At 37.5% G+C, this 17,214-nt stretch carries 17 protein-coding genes; 14 read left to right on the top strand and 3 right to left on the bottom strand.

The features are described from left to right. Positions 1–102 precede the first annotated feature (102 nt). The 14 genes from QMA12_RS07305 to QMA12_RS07240 all read left to right on the top strand — a co-directional run bounded on the left by QMA12_RS07305 (position 103) and on the right by QMA12_RS07240 (position 13,987). Positions 103–1,077 carry a flagellin gene (locus QMA12_RS07305; RefSeq protein WP_290210883.1) on the top strand — a complete coding sequence of 325 codons (975 nt, stop codon included), beginning with the start codon at positions 103–105 and terminating at the stop codon, positions 1,075–1,077. Between the two features lie 165 nt (positions 1,078–1,242). Next, positions 1,243–2,205, top strand: a complete 963-nt coding sequence (locus tag QMA12_RS07300) for a flagellin (protein WP_290210882.1) — start codon at positions 1,243–1,245, stop codon at positions 2,203–2,205. Between the two features lie 85 nt (positions 2,206–2,290). Further along, positions 2,291–2,713, top strand: coding sequence for a flagellar protein FlaG (locus tag QMA12_RS07295; protein WP_290210881.1), 423 nt, complete (start codon positions 2,291–2,293; stop codon positions 2,711–2,713). Positions 2,714–2,739: 26 nt separating this feature from the next. Next, positions 2,740–4,143 (top strand): flagellar filament capping protein FliD, encoded by a 1,404-nt coding sequence (fliD, locus tag QMA12_RS07290; RefSeq protein WP_290210880.1) that lies wholly within the window; start codon positions 2,740–2,742, stop codon positions 4,141–4,143. Between the two features lie 40 nt (positions 4,144–4,183). Next, the gene (fliS, locus tag QMA12_RS07285) at positions 4,184–4,612 is read left to right on the top strand and encodes a flagellar export chaperone FliS (RefSeq protein ID WP_290210879.1); all 429 of its coding nucleotides are present in this window, start codon (positions 4,184–4,186) and stop codon (positions 4,610–4,612) included. Next, positions 4,602–4,901 (top strand): hypothetical protein, encoded by a 300-nt coding sequence (locus QMA12_RS07280; protein ID WP_290210878.1) that lies wholly within the window; start codon positions 4,602–4,604, stop codon positions 4,899–4,901. Before fliS ends, QMA12_RS07280 begins: the two co-directional genes overlap by 11 nt. A 10-nt stretch (positions 4,902–4,911) precedes the next feature. Further along, positions 4,912–6,996 carry a 6-hydroxymethylpterin diphosphokinase MptE-like protein gene (locus tag QMA12_RS07275; protein ID WP_290210877.1) on the top strand — a complete coding sequence of 695 codons (2,085 nt, stop codon included), beginning with the start codon at positions 4,912–4,914 and terminating at the stop codon, positions 6,994–6,996. Positions 6,997–7,050: 54 nt separating this feature from the next. Next, positions 7,051–8,370, top strand: coding sequence for an aminotransferase class III-fold pyridoxal phosphate-dependent enzyme (locus QMA12_RS07270; protein WP_290210876.1), 1,320 nt, complete (start codon positions 7,051–7,053; stop codon positions 8,368–8,370). 1 nt (position 8,371) lies between these two features. Then, the gene (locus QMA12_RS07265; RefSeq protein WP_290210875.1) at positions 8,372–8,860 is read left to right on the top strand and encodes a GNAT family N-acetyltransferase; all 489 of its coding nucleotides are present in this window, start codon (positions 8,372–8,374) and stop codon (positions 8,858–8,860) included. A 1-nt stretch (position 8,861) separates the two neighbouring features. After that, positions 8,862–9,632, top strand: coding sequence for a glycosyltransferase family protein (locus QMA12_RS07260; protein WP_290210874.1), 771 nt, complete (start codon positions 8,862–8,864; stop codon positions 9,630–9,632). 1 nt (position 9,633) lies between these two features. Continuing rightward, positions 9,634–10,671: a pseudaminic acid synthase gene (pseI, locus tag QMA12_RS07255; RefSeq protein WP_290210873.1), complete on the top strand. Its 1,038-nt coding sequence runs from the start codon at positions 9,634–9,636 to the stop codon at positions 10,669–10,671. A gap of 5 nt (positions 10,672–10,676) precedes the next feature. Beyond that, positions 10,677–10,928 (top strand): phosphopantetheine-binding protein, encoded by a 252-nt coding sequence (locus tag QMA12_RS07250; protein WP_290210872.1) that lies wholly within the window; start codon positions 10,677–10,679, stop codon positions 10,926–10,928. Further along, a complete protein-coding gene (gene pseG, locus QMA12_RS07245; RefSeq protein ID WP_290210871.1) occupies positions 10,915–12,477 on the top strand; it encodes a UDP-2,4-diacetamido-2,4,6-trideoxy-beta-L-altropyranose hydrolase in 1,563 nt (520 codons plus the stop codon). Before QMA12_RS07250 ends, pseG begins: the two co-directional genes overlap by 14 nt. A gap of 4 nt (positions 12,478–12,481) precedes the next feature. Beyond that, a complete protein-coding gene (locus QMA12_RS07240; protein ID WP_290210870.1) occupies positions 12,482–13,987 on the top strand; it encodes a class I adenylate-forming enzyme family protein in 1,506 nt (501 codons plus the stop codon). Positions 13,988–14,026: 39 nt separating this feature from the next. Here the strand turns inward: QMA12_RS07240 and QMA12_RS07235 are convergent, their stop codons facing one another. The 3 genes from QMA12_RS07235 to QMA12_RS07225 form a co-directional block, all read right to left on the bottom strand. Further along, positions 14,027–14,851 (bottom strand): hypothetical protein, encoded by an 825-nt coding sequence (locus tag QMA12_RS07235; protein WP_290210869.1) that lies wholly within the window; start codon positions 14,849–14,851, stop codon positions 14,027–14,029. A 91-nt stretch (positions 14,852–14,942) separates the two neighbouring features. After that, positions 14,943–15,974, bottom strand: coding sequence for a radical SAM/SPASM domain-containing protein (locus QMA12_RS07230; RefSeq protein ID WP_290210868.1), 1,032 nt, complete (start codon positions 15,972–15,974; stop codon positions 14,943–14,945). A 52-nt stretch (positions 15,975–16,026) separates the two neighbouring features. After that, positions 16,027–17,166, bottom strand: a complete 1,140-nt coding sequence (locus tag QMA12_RS07225; protein ID WP_290210867.1) for a Gfo/Idh/MocA family oxidoreductase — start codon at positions 17,164–17,166, stop codon at positions 16,027–16,029. Positions 17,167–17,214 lie beyond the last annotated feature (48 nt).

Here is a 17,214-nt window from a genome sequence, read left to right as displayed (position 1 = left end):
TTGCCTCGGCAACATTAAGGTTTGCCTCTGTGACGAGTCACTTTGTCAAAAATCACCTAAATCAAGGTGACTTAACTTTGACAGATAAGAAGAGAGTGTATTATGGCTTTATATGTAAATACAAACGTGAGTGCATTAAATGCACAGCGCCAACTGACCAATACAGGAAATGATTTAGATACATCATTTAAACGTTTATCATCAGGGTTACGTATTAATAGTGCCGCAGATGATGCGGCAGGTTTACAAATCTCTGACCGTTTGCAATCACAAATACTAGGTTTAAACCAAGGTAATCGTAATGCAAATGATGGCATATCGCTTGCGCAAACAGCAGAAGGTGCGTTAGATGAAATTACATCCACTTTTCAGCGTATTAGAACACTCTCTCAGCAAGCTGCTAATGGATCAAATACTGATGAAGACCGTTTAGCTATTCAAGAAGAAATTCGACAGCTTTCAGATGAAGTGAATCGTATAGCAGAAGATACTACTTTTGGTGGCCAAAACTTACTTGATGGAAGTTATGAGGCTAGTTTCCAGGTGGGAGCTGATGCTGTTCAAACTATCGGCTTTAGTATGAAAAGTGTTGGTGGTACTGCTAATGGTCCGGTCTCGTTAACTAATAATGATGGCTTTACCATGTCAGGTATAGCCGCTATTGCGTCAGCTGTTGGTGGTAAAGGAATGTCTTCACTAGCTGCAGGTATAAGTAGTGTTTCTTCCACATTAACACAGACGAGCGCTAGTTTTAGTAGCATTACTGCTGGAAATATAAGTGTTTCAAGTCAAGTTAATGCCCAACAAGTTTTTGCGGCAATGGATGCTATGATTGCAGTTGTAGACAAAAAGCGTGCTGAATTAGGTGCTGTACAAAATCGCTTCCAATCAACAATCCGAAATCAGGCGAATATTTCTGAGAATCTTTCAGCAGCTAAATCAAGAATCAAAGACGCTGATTTTGCAGCAGAAACTGCAAATTTGACAAAAAACCAAATTTTACAACAAGCAAGCCAAACCATATTAGGTCAAGCAAATCAAAGGCCTCAGGCCGCATTAAGTCTATTACAAGGCTAAACTGAGAAATCAGTTAAATATATTTGCAAATAAGGCTAAAGTTTTCACTGTATCAGACGATAACAGATTTAGAGAACTAAAAATCTAGGACTCTAAGTCTGGAGTTGCAGCAGGGTAGGGGTATCCCGTTGTAATTCTGTTAAAAATGATAAAGCGGAGGCTAATATGGCTTTATATGTAAATACTAATGTGAGTTCGTTGAACGCACAGCGCCAGTTAATGAAATCTGGCAACTCTTTAGACACTTCATTCCAGCGTCTATCATCCGGCTTGCGTATTAATAGTGCAAAAGATGACGCGGCAGGTATGCAAATCGCTAACCGTTTAACTAGTCAAGTAAATGGCTTAACTCAGGGTAATCGAAATGCCAACGACGGCATTTCATTAGCGCAAACTGCTGAAGGCGCTCTTGATGAAGTAACATCAATGTTTCAACGTATTCGTACGCTTGCACAACAGGCGTCAAATGGATCAAACACTGATGAAGATCGTTTAGCTGTTCAAGAAGAAATACGCTCACTTTCTGAAGAAGTGAATCGTGTAGCTGAAGATACAACTTTTGGTGGCCAAAACCTACTTGATGGGACCTACGATGCTAAATTCCAAGTAGGCGCTGATGCAATCCAAACTATCGGTTTTAGTATGAAAAATGTAGCTGGTACAGCTAATACAATGTCGGCAAATGGTGGCTTCACCATGTCAGGTATTGCTGAAGTTGCTACTGGTGTTACAGGTAAAGCAATGTCTAGTCTTGCAGCAGGTATCAGTGGTGTTGACTCTGGTTTAGCACAAGGTAGCGTAGGTTTCTCAAGTTTCGCTGCGACTACTATAAGTGTGTCATCTCAAGGTAATGCTCAGCTTATAATGGCAGGTATGGACTCTCTAATTGCTGTTGTTGATAAAAAGCGTGCAGAGCTTGGTGCGGTTCAAAACCGATTCCAATCTACAGTTCGTAATCAGTCAAACATCTCTGAAAATTTATCTGCCGCACGTTCACGTATCCAAGATACAGACTTCGCGACAGAAACAGCAAACTTAACTAAGATGCAAATTTTACAACAAGCTAGCCAATCTGTTTTAAGCCAAGCAAATCAACGTCCTCAAGTAGCATTATCGCTACTTGGTTAATATTTTTAAATAAGCTACTTTAGGGTCAGGAAATTTTCTCTGAAGTGGCTTATACTTAGCATATAAGATATTAAGAGGTGCTACTATGATAGATCTTAATTCAACGCAAAGGTCTAATGATAACCTTACGACTGGTGGAAGTTCTGCAATTTTAAAAGCTGAAATAGATGATATTAAAGCAAATAAAGGCACAGAAATTGCTGGTAGAGAGGCTGTGGATATTGAGAAAGTCTCTAAACAAAATGAGCAGAAAGATAAAAGTGCTCTAATTGCTGAAGTAAAACAAAACTTAGAAAAGCTTAATAGCTATATCCCAGTTACATCAACCAATTTAATTTTTGAATTTGATGAGGTAGGAGAATCACCTATTATCAAAGTTCTCGATAAAGAAAATGATGAAGTAATTCGAGAAATTCCAACTGAAGAATTTCGAGAAGTGGCTAAAGCTTTAGAAGAGTTTGCCGCTAAATTGAGTAATAAAGGTATGTTGTTCGATAGAACAGCATAGCAATATAGTATTTTAGGAGTATTACTATGGCATTAATTACATCTGCTGGGGTTGGTTCTGGACTTGATCTGGAAAGCATCATCAGCGCGACACTATCAGCTGAAAATACCCCTAAATTACAAGCGCTCGCTGAAAAGGAAGAGACCTTACAGGTTGAGCTTTCTTCGTTAGGCGAAGTCAAATCTGCTATGTCTAAACTGCAGGATACAATAGAGAAACTTGCAGACATTGATAACTTTAACAACCGAATTGCTGATATTAAGCAACCGGCCAGTGATGAAGGCGATCTGATTTCGGTAACACCAACTTCTGATATCTCACCTGGAGACTTTAATATAGAAGTAGTTGAGCTTGCTCAAGGTAGCCGAGCTACATCTAATGCAGGCCTATTTACCTCAACAGACGATGTTGTAACAGTTTCTAGTGGTACTCTATCTTTTGCAGCAGGTGATAAGAGCTTTGATTTAACACTCGACGCAGGTGCGACTTTAGCAGACTTACGTGATGCAATTAATGACTCAGATGATAACTTTGGTGTTACAGCAAATATCATTAACACGGGTACAGAATCGAAACTGGTACTCACATCAAATGTGTCTGGTACGGGCAACGATTTAGTTATTACTAACGATAATGCTGAACTTGATAATGTTTCGACACTTGCTAACGATGGTGTAAGTGCTGGCGGTATTGCAATTGCATCGGGTGATGAAGCTAAAAGTGCAGAAATCAAAGTCGATGGTATTTTGATTACTAGTGATACTAATACTTTTAAAGATGCTGTCCAAGACATGACAATTGTTGCAAAGCGACAAAGTGTTGACGGTGAGACTGCAAAACTATCTGTTAATGTAGATACTGAAAGTGTTACCAAGTTAGTTGATGAGTTTATCACGAACTATAATAATTTAATTGGTCAAATTGGTTTACAAACGCGAGTGGGCAAACCTCTTAATGCAGATTCGACAATTCGTTCATTCGATTCTCAACTAGTTAATGCTCTTTCGACACCTATTACAGGAGCTGGCCCGTTTTCAAGTATCTTTGATATTGGTTTAGGTGTTGATAAAGAAGGTTACCTTGAAAAATCGAGCTTAGTTCGTAGCTTAAACGAAGCTATGGATGAAAATTACGATGATATTGGCAAGGCTTTTGCTGGTGAAAACGGGATAGCAAAACAATTAGAGTCTCTTTTTGACAATTATTTAGACTCCAAAGGAATTATGAATCAACGAGAAACTAACTTAAATTCTCAACTAGACGATCTTGAAGATGATGTAATTAACCATGAATATAGAATGGAAGAGTTGGAGGCGAGGCTTCGCCAGCAATATGCTGGTTTAGATGTGTTATTAGCCCAAATGCAATCAACTCAAACATACTTGAGTTCACAGCTTTCCAGCCTCCCTGGTTTTACTAAATCATCTTAAGAATAACTAGTTTCTCTATCGTTTGAGCAAAAGGTGAACCATGTACAACGCAAAAGTAAAAAAATATCAAAAAGAAGCACTTAAAACTCGCCTTGCAGGTGCTGATCGTTATGAAATAATTCAGATGCTAATGGCTGGTGCTATAGAAAAAATGGTGCTTGCGAAAGTGGCAATTGAAAAAAGGCACCTTGAAGCCAAAAGTGAATATCTATCAAAAGCTTCAGCTATTATAGAAGCACTTAGAGGGTGTTTAGATTTTGACGTCGGTGGTGAAGTAACTGAAAACCTTTATGCATTGTATTCTTACATGATTGATAGATTGTTAGATGCAAGTTTAAAGAACGATCCAACCATTATTGACGAAGTAAGCGGCTTACTTAAAGAAATTAAGTCTGCATGGGACGCAATTCCCCATGAAGTAAGAGAACAAACTTTAAGAGATAATGGCGCTGATGCAAATGTCGGATAGTCAATTTTCTCAACTTGAAAATCAAATTGAGATACTTAACGCTCATTTAGAAAAAAACAACCTTGATGAATTTAACGCTAGTTTTATAGAATTTGACCAAAAAGTAAGGTCACTATTCAGTAATATCAATAGCCTATCACCTGAAAGCATTAGGCGTTGCGAAGTTGTTTTTAGTGATTTTAATGCGCTACTGCAACGTGCTGAAGGCCAAAAAAAGAATTTAGCAAAGCAAATAGGTGTTCATATAAGTAATCAAAAAAAACTTAACGTATATAAAAGCATCAAGTAGGTAAAGAATAATGACAACACAAAAATCTGTTGAAGCTCAATTAGAATTACTTTCAGAGCAGCTTGAAACGAAGTTAGAAAAACAGCAGAAAGAACAAATATTTGCCGAAAAAGCTAATCTGATTTTTGAGCGTAACCTATTGGCATTTAAGCAATTTTTCCCTGAAATTTATGATAGGTTTTTACACTACAATCCAGGCGAAAAATTTCAGCTACTCCTCAATGAGAATGGCACTGCTAACATAATAGATTATGAAACCGGGGTGCCAATGTACTCGGAAGATCCAATAAGTCAGGCAAGAGAACAGGCTGAAAAAAATATAAATGCCCCAATTCTTGGGCGTACAGACCACTCAAAAGTTTCATTAATTGAAAACCCCCTTGATTTTTGCCATATCAAATTAATGAAAAATATGGGCTTGGTTTATTTGGAAGCAAAACAAGAACTCGAATTAAACAATACTCTTGATGAAGTTATGCCTAGCTTGATTGTCTTTGGCATAGGTTTGGGATATCACTTACCATACCTGCTTGACAGTAAAAAAATTAGCTTTATAAATATTTTAGAGCCAAACGAAGACTATTTTTTTGCAAGTCTATTTGTTACAGATTGGCAGGAAATTTTAGAACATATCAATCACAGTGGTAGTTATCTTTATCTAGGCATTGGCAAAACAGAAACCGAAGTTTTTCAAGATATTTATGAGCGCTCAAGAAATGTTGGCGTGGCATCAGTTAGTTTTTCTTGGTTCTATCAGCACTACCCATCTGTAACTGTTAATAACTGGATTAATCAATTTAAAGTTAATTTTCATCAATTTTTTACAGGTTTTGGCTTTTTTGATGATGCACTTATGGGAGTTGCCCACACATTGGGTAATGTCGATAATGGCCTGAACCTTATGGTTAATCATTTAAGTCAAGTTAGCGCTCCAAAATATGACAACTTTCCAATCGTTATAATTGCTAATGGTCCATCTTTAGATAAAGAAATTGAAGCTCTTCAAAGTATTAAAGATAAAGTCGTTATCTTTTCATGTAATTCAGCTTCTACAGCGTTGATTCAATATGGAATTATTCCCGACTTTCATGTTGCATTAGAGCGTACAGAACAGACCTATCATTTTCTTAAAGATTACCTCCCTGAATCTGCTCGAAGCAAGATTAATTTTTTGACAACTAATGTGATGCATCCTAGCGTATCAAGTCTTTTCCCTTGGACTGGCTTTGGATTAAAAGGTAATGAGTCTGCTTCGCAATTAATTCAATTATCACAGGTTTTAGGCAAGCATGAATTTACGGGAAGTCTTTCATATTGTAATCCGCTAGTTGGCAACACAGCACTTAGTTTTGCATGTCATTTGAATTTTAAAAATATTTATTTATTTGGTGTTGATAATGGCTATATAGATGAAAACCATCACCATTCAAAATCAAGTTTTTATTACAATGATAAAGGCGAAACAGTCCATCAACCTTTAAAAATGGGTAAGCAAATAGTATTACCTGGAAATTTTGCACCTTCTGTTTTAACTGATGAGTTTATGAGTGTTGGTAACAGCCAAATGGAGAAACTCGTCGATTTATTTGTGCCAAAAGGTACACACTTCTTTAACTGTAGTAATGGTGCAAAAATTAAAGGGGCAATACCTTTAAAGTCTGAGGATATTTTCTTAGAGAAAACTCAAGTTGATAAACATGAGGTTATTGAATTTATCAAATCAACTAAATTCTCAGCTCCATTTGATGTAGAAAAAGTTGAGTCATATTTGCAATACAATGAATTTGAAGAGTTTTGCTCTACGTTTGCAAATATATTAAAAGAAGATGTAAGCACTCGAGGTGATGCGTTAGATGCATTACTCAAAAGTATTCGCTACCTCTATTCATTTAAAGATAATGCAAAATATTTAAACATTTTTCTAATGATGGAAGGGGAAACCTTATACACGACAGCTCTTTTGATATCTCTGTTGTACAACTTTGGAGATGAAGAGCAAATAATGCCTTACTATTTAAAAGCACTCCAGCATTGGGTTGAGTTTATTGACTCGGCGCCAGAGTACTACAAAGCTAATATTCGCTTGTGCAAGTAAAGTCATTTAAACGAATAGTTGCGAGTTCTTTTTTTACTTTTAGCGGATTTATTAATGAATAATAACAAATTAGAAAAAAGTTTATCTTTGCAAAAAAAAGCAAAACAGATAATTCCTGGCTTAACTCAATTACTTTCTAAGCGACCAGATATGTTTAGTACCAATATTTGGCCTGGGTATTTTTCTAAATCAAAAGGATGCCAAGTTTGGGATCTTGATGGTAATGAGTATCTTGATATGTCTATTTCTGGTATCGGTGCAAATATTCTTGGTTACGCGATAGATGAAGTTGATGATGCGGTTATTAACTCTATTCGAAATGGGGTTAGTTCTAGCTTAAATTGCCCAGAGGATGTTGAGCTTGCTGAGAAGTTATTAGAATTACACCCTTGGTCTGAAGAAGTTAGATATGCCCGTTGTGGCGGTGAAGCAATGACTGTCGCAGTTCGTATTGCACGAGCAGCAACAGGTAAAGATAAAATTGCTTTTAGTGGTTATCATGGATGGCATGATTGGTACTTATCAGCCAATGTTACAAGTAATAGTAATCTTAACGACCATTTAATTCCTGGCCTTTCACCTAAAGGTGTTCCAAAAGCTCTAGCAGGAACAGCATTACCTTTTCCTTTTAATGATATCAAAGCTCTAGAGCAGTTAGTTGCTGAAAATGGTGATGAGCTTGCTGCTATCGTGATGGAGCCAATGAGAAATTTTGCCCCATCTGAAGAATACTGGCAGCAAGTTGAAGCGATTGCAGCACGATTAAATATCCCATTAATTATTGATGAAATATCTATGGGCTTTAGAATCAACTGTGGTGGTTCACATTTGAAACTAGGTATTAACCCGGATATTGCTGTGTTTTCTAAAGCAATGGCTAATGGTTATGCAATGGCTGCTATAATTGGCAAGTCTAAATGGATGGATGCAGCTCAAACAAGTTTTATATCTAGCACAATGTGGACTGAACGAGTAGGGCCTACAGCTGCATTAGCAACGATTAACTATTACGAGCAACACCAAGTCCATGAGCATATAGCTGTAATCGGTGCAAAAATTAAGGATGGCTGGCTAAGTTTAGCGCAAAAGCATGGCCTTGAAATTCATGTTTCTGGTATTGATGCCCTTTGCCACTTTAGTTTAAAGAATGAAAACTTTTTGACGCTTAAATCTTACTTTATTGAGAAAATGTTAGAGCAAGGTGTGTTAGCAACTAATATGTTTTACTGCATGTATGCACACAAAGAGCACCACGTTGAGACTTATTTAAAAGCGGTTGATAATGCGTTTTCGGCCATAGCCGATGCGATTGAAAATCCAGAGTTACTTGCACATGTTGTTCCATCAACGTCAGGCTTTAAAAGGCTGAATTAAGATGAACTTACTGACTTCAAATAGGTTTAAACTAAGATATCTTGAAGCAGCTGATGCATCTGCTAAGTATTTAAACTGGTTGAATTCAGGTGTAAGCGAATTTATCCTAAATAAACCAGAGTCTAACAGTGGCCTTGTTGCATATATTGAAGAGCAGCTTGCAGATAAAGATGTGTATTTTTATGGCATTTTTACTCTTGATACTGATGATCATATTGGAAATATTAAGTTTATCATCAAAGGAAAAAACCGAGATTGTGTCGAAATGGGTATTTTGATAGGTGAAAAAGCGTGGCATGGCAAAGGTGTTGCAAAGGAAGTAATAGAATGTTTTGCAAGCCATGCAAAACAGCAATTACGTATTACTAAAATGCAGCTTGGTGTTGACTCAGTCAATACTGCTGCCGTTTCGGCTTATTATAAAATAGGTTTTAAAGTTGTAGATGATGGTCGAAATGATGGCGGTATAACAATGTTATGGGAGTTTTAAGTTGTTGAATACTTTTACTGAACAGCTTGTTTCAAAGCTTCTGAACAAAGATTTTTATATTGTAATTCAAGCTAGAATGACGTCATCTCGTTTACCTAAAAAGGTAATGCTACCTCTTGGAACAAAGCCTGTATTAGAAGTGATGCTTGAAAGATTAGCTCCTTTTAAAGAGAAGATCATTATCGCGACAACAGATGATGGAACTCAACGACCTATAACTGAATTGTGTGAACGACTGGGTGTGAAATACGTTGAAGGTGGCACTAACAATGTATTAAGTCGCTATTACCTAGCTGCACAGTCTGTAAATGCAAACTCGGATTCCGTAATTGTTCGTTGTACCAGTGATTGCCCTCTCATTGATTTAACTGAAACCGCACGTGTTATAGATCATTTTTATAGTGTGCGCAGTGAGTATGATTATATTTCGGCTGGCCCTCACTGTGGTTTCCCTAATGGCTTTGATACAGAAGTGTTTACTTTTGAGGCGCTTAAATCAGCCTTTGAATACGCAACAGAAGATTTTGAAAAAGAGCATATGACGCAATATATTTGCAGAAATATGAAAGTGGCTGATTATAAAAACGTCGATGATTTCAGTCATTGGCGTTTAACTTTAGATGAGCCAGCTGATTATGAGTTAATTAAAGCCATTTATAGCTTGTTTGATTACCGTACCGACTTCACATTTGATGAATTAAAACAAATGCTAAGCTCTCATCCTGATATACTTAAGATCAATGAGCACGTAGAACAAGTTCAAGTTGGGTAATATGTTTAAGAAAGAATTTAAAATAGCTGATACATGGGTAGGGCACGATCATCCTTGTTATATCATCGCTGAAATGTCAGCTAACCATGGTCAATGTTTAAATAAAGCTAAAGAGTTAGTTTATGCCGCTCATGAAGCCGGTGCTGATGCGATTAAGCTACAAACTTATACCGCAGATACTTTAACCATGGATTGTAAACTTCCTCACTTTGAAGCGACTGGTCCATGGCAAGGTCAGTACTTACATGATTTATACAAGACAGCCTTTATGCCTTGGGATTTTCATGCGGAATTGTTTGAACTATCAGCAAAACTTGGACTTACTTGTTTTTCATCACCCTTCGATAAATCTGCAGTAGATTTATTAGCACAGTTTGATGCACCAGCTTATAAAATTGCTTCACCTGAACTAATTGACCACCAATTAATTCGTGATGTAGCCACTTCCGGTAAACCCGTTATTATGTCAACAGGTGGTGCGACGTTAGTTGAGATTGCTGAGGCGGTCAAAGTCGCTGAAGATGCGGGGGTTACTGAACTTGCATTGATGAAGTGTACAAGCACTTATCCTGCTCCTGCAGAGACTATTAATTTACGAACTATTCCTCACATGCAACAGGCTTTTGAGTGCCCTGTTGGTTTATCTGATCATACATTGGGAAATGATGTGCCATTGGCTTCAGTTGCCGTAGGTGCATGTATGATTGAAAAGCACTTTGTATTAGACAAAACAGATAATACTGCGGATAGCTTTTTTTCAATGACGCCATCGGAGCTTCAGGCCCTTGTCCATGGTGTGAGACAAATTGAAAAAGCACTGGGCAAAGTTGATTATCCATCCGTTGCCTCAAAAGCACGTCGCTGTGTTTACATTATCAAAGATATTAAAGCTGGAGAGCCGCTGAGCCCTGAGCATTTAAGACAAATGCGCCCAGGGGGCGGCGAAATTACGCCAAAAGAGCTGCCAAACCTTATTGGACGAACAGTTAATAAAGAGTTACGTTGTGGCACTCAATTGTCTTGGAGTGACCTTAAGTGAGCGATATGAAACAAGACTTAATCCAATCGGTTCAGCAATTTTTATTAGAGCGCGGCGTATTTGTTGAAGATGCTGACATTGTAGAATATGACTTTGTGGCTGCTGGGGCTTTAGACTCATTTGAGATACTGAGCCTTATTATGAGCTTAGAAACCGAATATGGTATTGCTGTTCCTCCAGAGTTAATGGTTGACAGTGAGAATGCAAAAGTAGGAAATTTAGCTACTGCGTTAGTGAAGTTAAATGATAGCAATTAGAGTCGATACATTATGTGGCTTGGGTCACTTTATGCGTTGTAAATGGCTCGCATTGGAATTACAACGCTTGGGTGAAGAGGTTGTTTTTTTAGTCGATACACGATTATCACATCAATTAACTGAACAGCTCGGAAATATCCATATATTACCCCATGCAAAATCACAAATAGAAGATGCAGCGAATTGTGTTCAGCTTTTCAACGACCAGCAACTAATAGTTGATAAACTACTCATTGATAGCTATCGTTTTGATATCGAGTGGGAGTCAGAGATGGCAAAGCATGTGTCATCCATTATTGGGATAGACGATCTTGAAAGGGAGCATTTAGCTGAGCTTGTTATCGATAGTAAATGGAGTGCTGAAAAGACTTCGTCACGTTACCAAAGTACTGCATTTGAATCACAAAACTTTTTACTCGGTCCTGATTTTTCGATGCTGTCGCCGGCGTATCGAAACTGCGTGCAAACTGAGCGTTCAAATAAAGAGCTTATGTTTTCTCTCGGTGGTGGTGGCGACTGGAAAAAGCTTACTGAAATTATTCAATTAATTCTTGAAACAGCGCCAGAGTATAAAGTTAATGTAATTATAGGCCCTAATGCTACATCGGTCACTCTGCTACATGAGTTAGCTTTAGGCAACTCGCAATTAAATTTAATTGAAGCACCTCGTTGTTTAGCCAAATACTATAAAAGCTGCACCTTGTTTGTTGGCGCTTTAGGCATGTCCTTGTATGAGCTGGCCGCGACTAAAACCCCTGCGTTAACGTTCTCAATCGCAAAGAATCAAGAAAATCAACAAACTGCATTAGATGATCTGGGGCATTATTTCCATATCGCAAACTTAATAGACTATCCGCCAAAACAGGTTTTAAAGCTCATTTTAGCAATGCTACAAAATATAGAACGCATCCACCTAATGCGTGAAAATGTTGCTGTAAAAATTGATGGCGAAGGTGCAAGTCGTGTTGCCAAGTTAATTACTTCAGAGCTAGCTTCTAGCCAGATTACTCAAGCCAATAGCAACCTAATTGAAAGCCAGCACCAGCATTTAACCGACACTATTACGTTAAGGCGAGTGGTTGTTCAGGACATAAACCGCTATTTGGCAGCGAGAAACTTACCGAACAATGCTTGGCGAATGACGATCACAAAAGATATCGATCAACTTGATCATTATTGCTGGTGGTTTGCTAATCGTCGCGACTCTTATGTTATGGAAGTGAAAGGCAAGCCGTTACTTTACGTTTGGCATCAATTGTATGAAATAGAGCAGCAAAATTATTTAATAGGTGGTTGGTTTGCTGCAAGTGACGATGTTAATTTTGCCCATGCTCAACTAGTATTAGATTGGCAACTAAAAGAGACTGAGCAAACAAACCCAGATGCAATGTGGGTAGCCGTTATTAATAAAGAAAATAAGTTTGTAAATTTGCTTAATCAGCGAGCAGGATTTAAATCTATTGCAGGGGATGCTAAAAAAATGGCAGTGACTCAACATTTATTTCCAAATGCTTCGATTGATGATTTTAATTTTGTAGGAAAAGGGTGAGTGTGTGGATAAAGGTATTTATGAGTTATTTGCTACGAATGTCGCTAACACTCCCACTAAGGTAGCTGTTTTTTTTCAACAGCAAAGCGTAACGTATGATGAATTAAATCAGCAAGTTATTAAGCTTACTAGCCATTTTTTAAAACAAGGTGTTACGCAAGGCCAACGTGTCGCAATATTTGCACCTAACGGTATTGAATTTATTGTTTCGCTGCTGGCAATCGCTAAATTAGGTTTAGCCGCTGTGCCGTTACCTGTTAGCTTAAAAGGGCTTGCTCTGACCGTTGCTCTTAAGAAAACCCCCGTTGCTAAGGTGATTGCTTGGCCGACCATTAGCAAATCACTTCTTGCAGATAATCTTATTGAAGCTGAAAATTTAATAACATTAGGCCAAAGTGTTGCTAATGAAACAAATTGGTTTTGTGTTCAACAAGCTGAAGCAGAATGCTTTTTTACTGATACAATTGATACGCAAGCACCTTATATCTTAACCATGACTTCTGGTTCTACTGGTCAACCTAAGCCAATAGTGTTGAGTCAAGCATGTAAAGTAAATAGAGCATTTTATGCGACCATAAACTACTACGGATTAACGCCCGATGACGTTATTCTCGTAGCGACTCCTATGTACCACTCATTAGCTCAGCGTGGTGTGCTAATGCCTTTGATGCTTGGTGCAACAACGGTTGTATTACCAAAGTTTAATTTGAAGCTATGGCTACAAGCAATTGAACAGCAGCAGGTGAGTTTTCTATTTGCCGTTTCGGCTCAATTAGTAAGCTTAATTCAAAACGGTGTTGAAGGGCATGATTTGAGCTCTTTACGCTGCCTCGTATCCTCTTCGGCGGTATTAGATAAAGAGAGTAAACAAATCTTACTTTCTTTGCTTAGTTGCCGCTTACACGAGTGTTACGGTGCTTCAGAGGTTGGTGTTGTGACTGATTTTGCGGTATCAGAACATCCTGAATTGAGCGGCAGTGTAGGCAATGCTTTACCATTCGTTACTGTGAAAATTACCGATGAGCATGGCCAAGAATTAGCTGCAACTGAAGTTGGAGAAATTTGTTGTAAAACAACAACCGGGTTTAACGGGTATCATAAATTACCTGAAAAAACGCGAGAAGCTTATTATCTTGGTGATTTTTTCAAAACAGGTGATTTAGGTTACCTTGATGAGCAAGGCTATTTATATTATGTTGGTCGTAAAAAAGAGTTGATCTCAAGCGGCGGAATCAATGTATACCCTCAAGATATTGAAGCCGTGATAAAAATGCATCCAGACATCGAAGATTGCGTGGCTTTTTCAATTCCAGACTCTCAGTTTGGTGAGGTAATAAAAGTTGTCTATACAACGCTCTCGTCGTCAGTAAATGAAACAGAAATAAAGAAACTGTGTTTACAACAATTAACCGATTATCAACAGCCTAGAGTGTTAGAGCAAATTGATAGTTTTGAAAGAAGTAGTTTAGGCAAAATTCTTCGGCAGAATGTAAAAGAAAGATATAGCTAGAGTTGTAATAACTTTAGCTATACCTCCGTAGCCCAATACTTAAAGAGGTGTTAATTTTATAAACCTCATTAGACATGGACGCCTTTCTGATATTAATAGAGCTCTATTGTCATCAGTAAAGTGGCGTAGTTCAGGGTAATTAAAGCAACTTCTATCAACCGGTTTTAATGGTTCAATTTTAAAATGTTTTGCTGCATTCATAAGCAGTGTGCGATATTTATTTATAAAATCATCGGCCCAGTTATGTATTTCAATAATGATGGTGCAATTTTTGAGTACAGCCAGGACTTCAGCAGTTAATAATTCGAACTCAAAACCTTCGATATCTATTAACACTAGCGCGTTTTGAACATCTTCTTCTGATAGCCTTTCAAGGCTCTGTAGATTTGCCTCGCCGTAGATTGTTAAGCTTCCCAAAGAACCATTATTTATCCAATTTTGATGAATTACTTCCTGACCCTTTTGGCTTTGCTCGAAGCAAATAGCATTGTTTATTTTTTTCGAATTTAAAATACCGCACGCATAATAGCCATCAGCAGCACCTATATCTATGAAGTTAGAATACTCATCTTGTTTGATATTAGAAATGATATCGAGTATTTCTTTCTCATATAGCCCAAGTAACATTGAGCCAAGATCTAATTTACCCCACCAAGTGTCCTTATTTAATTTGAGCCCTTTAAATGGACCATAAGAAACTTGGCCTTTCAATAGATCGTAACATTCTAAAGAAATCCGTTCCTGTCTCTGCTGGACGGTTTCGTTTCTCCATATAGCTAAATTGTTATCACTAACTTTAGATTGACTATCTAGAATTGGCTTAAAATAGCTTAGTTCAGTTTCAATTAAATTTTTAATATCCATATGTATCCTATGGTTATAGTCATTAAAAAGCTGTTAATATTGAAATACATAAATAGACTAAACTCCTAGCTGAAGGGTAGCAAAGTGAGATTTAATCAAACTTAGTTTGGCAGTCGATCTTTTCAGGAATAGAAAAGTCTTTAATCTCAGCTAATAGCTCTTTTCTTGACTTATCTTCAGAATATGAACTAAAATCTCCAACCGTACATTCAGAGCAAATACCCGTTTTCTCACTGAAGTCATATAGTGACCGTCTCATCTGGTTTAATTTTTTTGAAGTATATAGGTCAAATAGATTTTGATCAGAAATATTACCAACATTCTCCAAGTTAAATTTGTTATCGTGAAATGATTCACAACATGGCTGAACATTACCGTCATAAAAAATTGTAAACTCACGAAACGGCCTAGCACAAGGAGAGACTCTTTTGTTTACTTCAGCACTGTTATTCTCAAGTGTGCCGCCCCTATTTGTACCGTCCTTTCTCCAGTCTGGCCATTGAATCAATATTCTGACACCTTCTACATAGCATGAGAAAGAGTTGTTTAATTCAATGAAAGAAATATCTAATTCATCATCAATGAAATTATATTCAAGCCTTTTCAATACCTTAAGTAATCTACGCTGAATTATTGTATTATCTTGATTAACATTAGGTAAAGGGTGTAATGTAACGCAAATATGATTTAACCCACTATAAGAAAGGTCCTTTAGTAAAGGTAATCGCAAAAAATCACCATTTGAGTTAAACCCAATGTGTGCAGCTGGTAGGTATTTGCGAATAGTACAAATTTTATCAGCTAGTTTCTTATCTAAAAGCGGCTCATTATAAAGGTTTAGTGATATTTTGTTATCGTATCGGATCTCTGATAATTCTTTGCAGACTTTTTCTATCAGGTTATCTTTCATATAAGACTGAGAGTTTTGTCTATCAGAAAAACTGACAGGGCAATAATCACACTTTCGGTTACACTCGTATGATAACTCAAGATTAATGACTTCAACATGTCTCTTAAATAACACTCTTTTATCAATTTCTTTTAAGTTACCTGTACTGGTATCCCCCATAAGCAATTTTAAGTTTTTCTTGCCATTGAACCCTACCATTTGAAAATAGTGCATACATTTTCCTTCAATAATTTTTCTGAAATATTTTTATTGTGTAGAAGAGACATCAATAAACTTTGACCCACGCTTTCTCTTTTACAGAGCTATTTGCTGCAGAAAATAAATTCAAGCCGTCTTTTGCTTGCTCTAAGCCAAATACATAGTCACTTTTTTTGTCTGTACCAGCTAAGTAACAGCAAAGTTCTTCGTAAATATCTGTATATAAATTAGAAAAAGCTTCAACAAATCCTGTTGGGTGACCTGGCTTCATTCGGTTATATCTAAATTGGTTAGCATACTCACACTGTCCGGCTCTATCTAAGATTTCTCTGCGCCCGTCATTGTAGTTTAACTCTAATTCATCAGGGTTTAGTTGGAACCAACGCGCGCTTCCTTTGTCACCGTATATTCTGATTTGAAGTCCATTGCGGTGACCTATCGCCGTTTTTGACATCCACATACTACCCTTTATGTTATTTGGGTAGTTCAGCAACATATTTACATCATCAATTAAATTTGGGTATTGAGAATGGTTAGTAAATTGTGCGATTGTTTCCGTTGGCTCCATTTCAAGTAAGTATGTTGATAAGTGGTGTAAATGCACCCCTAAATCCAAGCAAATAGTTGGCACTTCAAAATCTTTTAAACGCCATGCTTGTGGCATCGATGGTTTACCTGCAATATCTGGCGGCCTTCTGAATCCTTCTTGTGGCATTTCAAGGTGAATTTTTTGGATAGTGCCAAGGGCACCTTGCTTTACTAGGTGTTTCAACTCTCTGACCATCGCATAGCCACTGTAGTTGTATGTAACAGCTAGAAAGTGTTTATTTTTATCGTAGCAGGCTTCAATTTCAGCGACTTCTGCAGGGCCGGTTACAAGGGCTTTTTCGCAAATAATCGGTAAGTTCGCCCTCAGAAGCGTGGTTATTACCTCAATATGATGGGGTGTTGGTGTCAGTATAACAAATGCATCAACATGGTTTTTCTCTTGCTCTACAAGTTCTTCCCAATTGTTGTATAAATGCTTTTCTGAAACTCCCCATCTCTGCGCTGTAGCACTATTTTCATCGGGGTTTCTTGAAAAGGCACCTGCAACAACTGCAAACTTGTTATCGAGTTGACTTGCGGCGAAGTGAACATAGCCTACAGCTGAGTTATTGCCACCGCCAATGAAGGCAAGTTTTAATTGTTTATTGTTGTCATTCATATATATCTGCCTTTTTTGATCATAGCCATTTATCGGCAATCAATCTTT

Origin of the sequence: Pseudoalteromonas sp. APC 3893 (assembly GCF_030408095.1) — a bacterium.
In the GTDB taxonomy this organism is placed as follows: Bacteria; Pseudomonadota; Gammaproteobacteria; order Enterobacterales; family Alteromonadaceae; genus Pseudoalteromonas.
The sequence above is the reverse complement of the archived record's forward strand: the minus strand, read 5'-3'. Positions and strand labels throughout refer to the sequence as shown.

Bases quoted from the DNA above. Each gene is read 5' to 3' on its own strand.
- QMA12_RS07305 (WP_290210883.1), top strand. From the start codon at position 103: ATGGCTTTATATGTAAATACAAACGTGAGTGCATTAAATGCACAGCGC.
- QMA12_RS07225 (WP_290210867.1), bottom strand. From the start codon at position 17,166: ATGAATGACAACAATAAACAATTAAAACTTGCCTTCATTGGCGGTGGC.
- QMA12_RS07300 (WP_290210882.1), top strand. From the start codon at position 1,243: ATGGCTTTATATGTAAATACTAATGTGAGTTCGTTGAACGCACAGCGC.
- fliS (WP_290210879.1), top strand. From the start codon at position 4,184: ATGTACAACGCAAAAGTAAAAAAATATCAAAAAGAAGCACTTAAAACT.
- pseG (WP_290210871.1), top strand. From the start codon at position 10,915: ATGATAGCAATTAGAGTCGATACATTATGTGGCTTGGGTCACTTTATG.
- QMA12_RS07265 (WP_290210875.1), top strand. From the start codon at position 8,372: ATGAACTTACTGACTTCAAATAGGTTTAAACTAAGATATCTTGAAGCA.
- QMA12_RS07280 (WP_290210878.1), top strand. From the start codon at position 4,602: ATGTCGGATAGTCAATTTTCTCAACTTGAAAATCAAATTGAGATACTT.
- pseI (WP_290210873.1), top strand. From the start codon at position 9,634: ATGTTTAAGAAAGAATTTAAAATAGCTGATACATGGGTAGGGCACGAT.
- QMA12_RS07275 (WP_290210877.1), top strand. From the start codon at position 4,912: ATGACAACACAAAAATCTGTTGAAGCTCAATTAGAATTACTTTCAGAG.
- fliD (WP_290210880.1), top strand. From the start codon at position 2,740: ATGGCATTAATTACATCTGCTGGGGTTGGTTCTGGACTTGATCTGGAA.
- QMA12_RS07270 (WP_290210876.1), top strand. From the start codon at position 7,051: ATGAATAATAACAAATTAGAAAAAAGTTTATCTTTGCAAAAAAAAGCA.
- QMA12_RS07295 (WP_290210881.1), top strand. From the start codon at position 2,291: ATGATAGATCTTAATTCAACGCAAAGGTCTAATGATAACCTTACGACT.
- QMA12_RS07250 (WP_290210872.1), top strand. From the start codon at position 10,677: ATGAAACAAGACTTAATCCAATCGGTTCAGCAATTTTTATTAGAGCGC.
- QMA12_RS07235 (WP_290210869.1), bottom strand. From the start codon at position 14,851: ATGGATATTAAAAATTTAATTGAAACTGAACTAAGCTATTTTAAGCCA.
- QMA12_RS07230 (WP_290210868.1), bottom strand. From the start codon at position 15,974: ATGCACTATTTTCAAATGGTAGGGTTCAATGGCAAGAAAAACTTAAAA.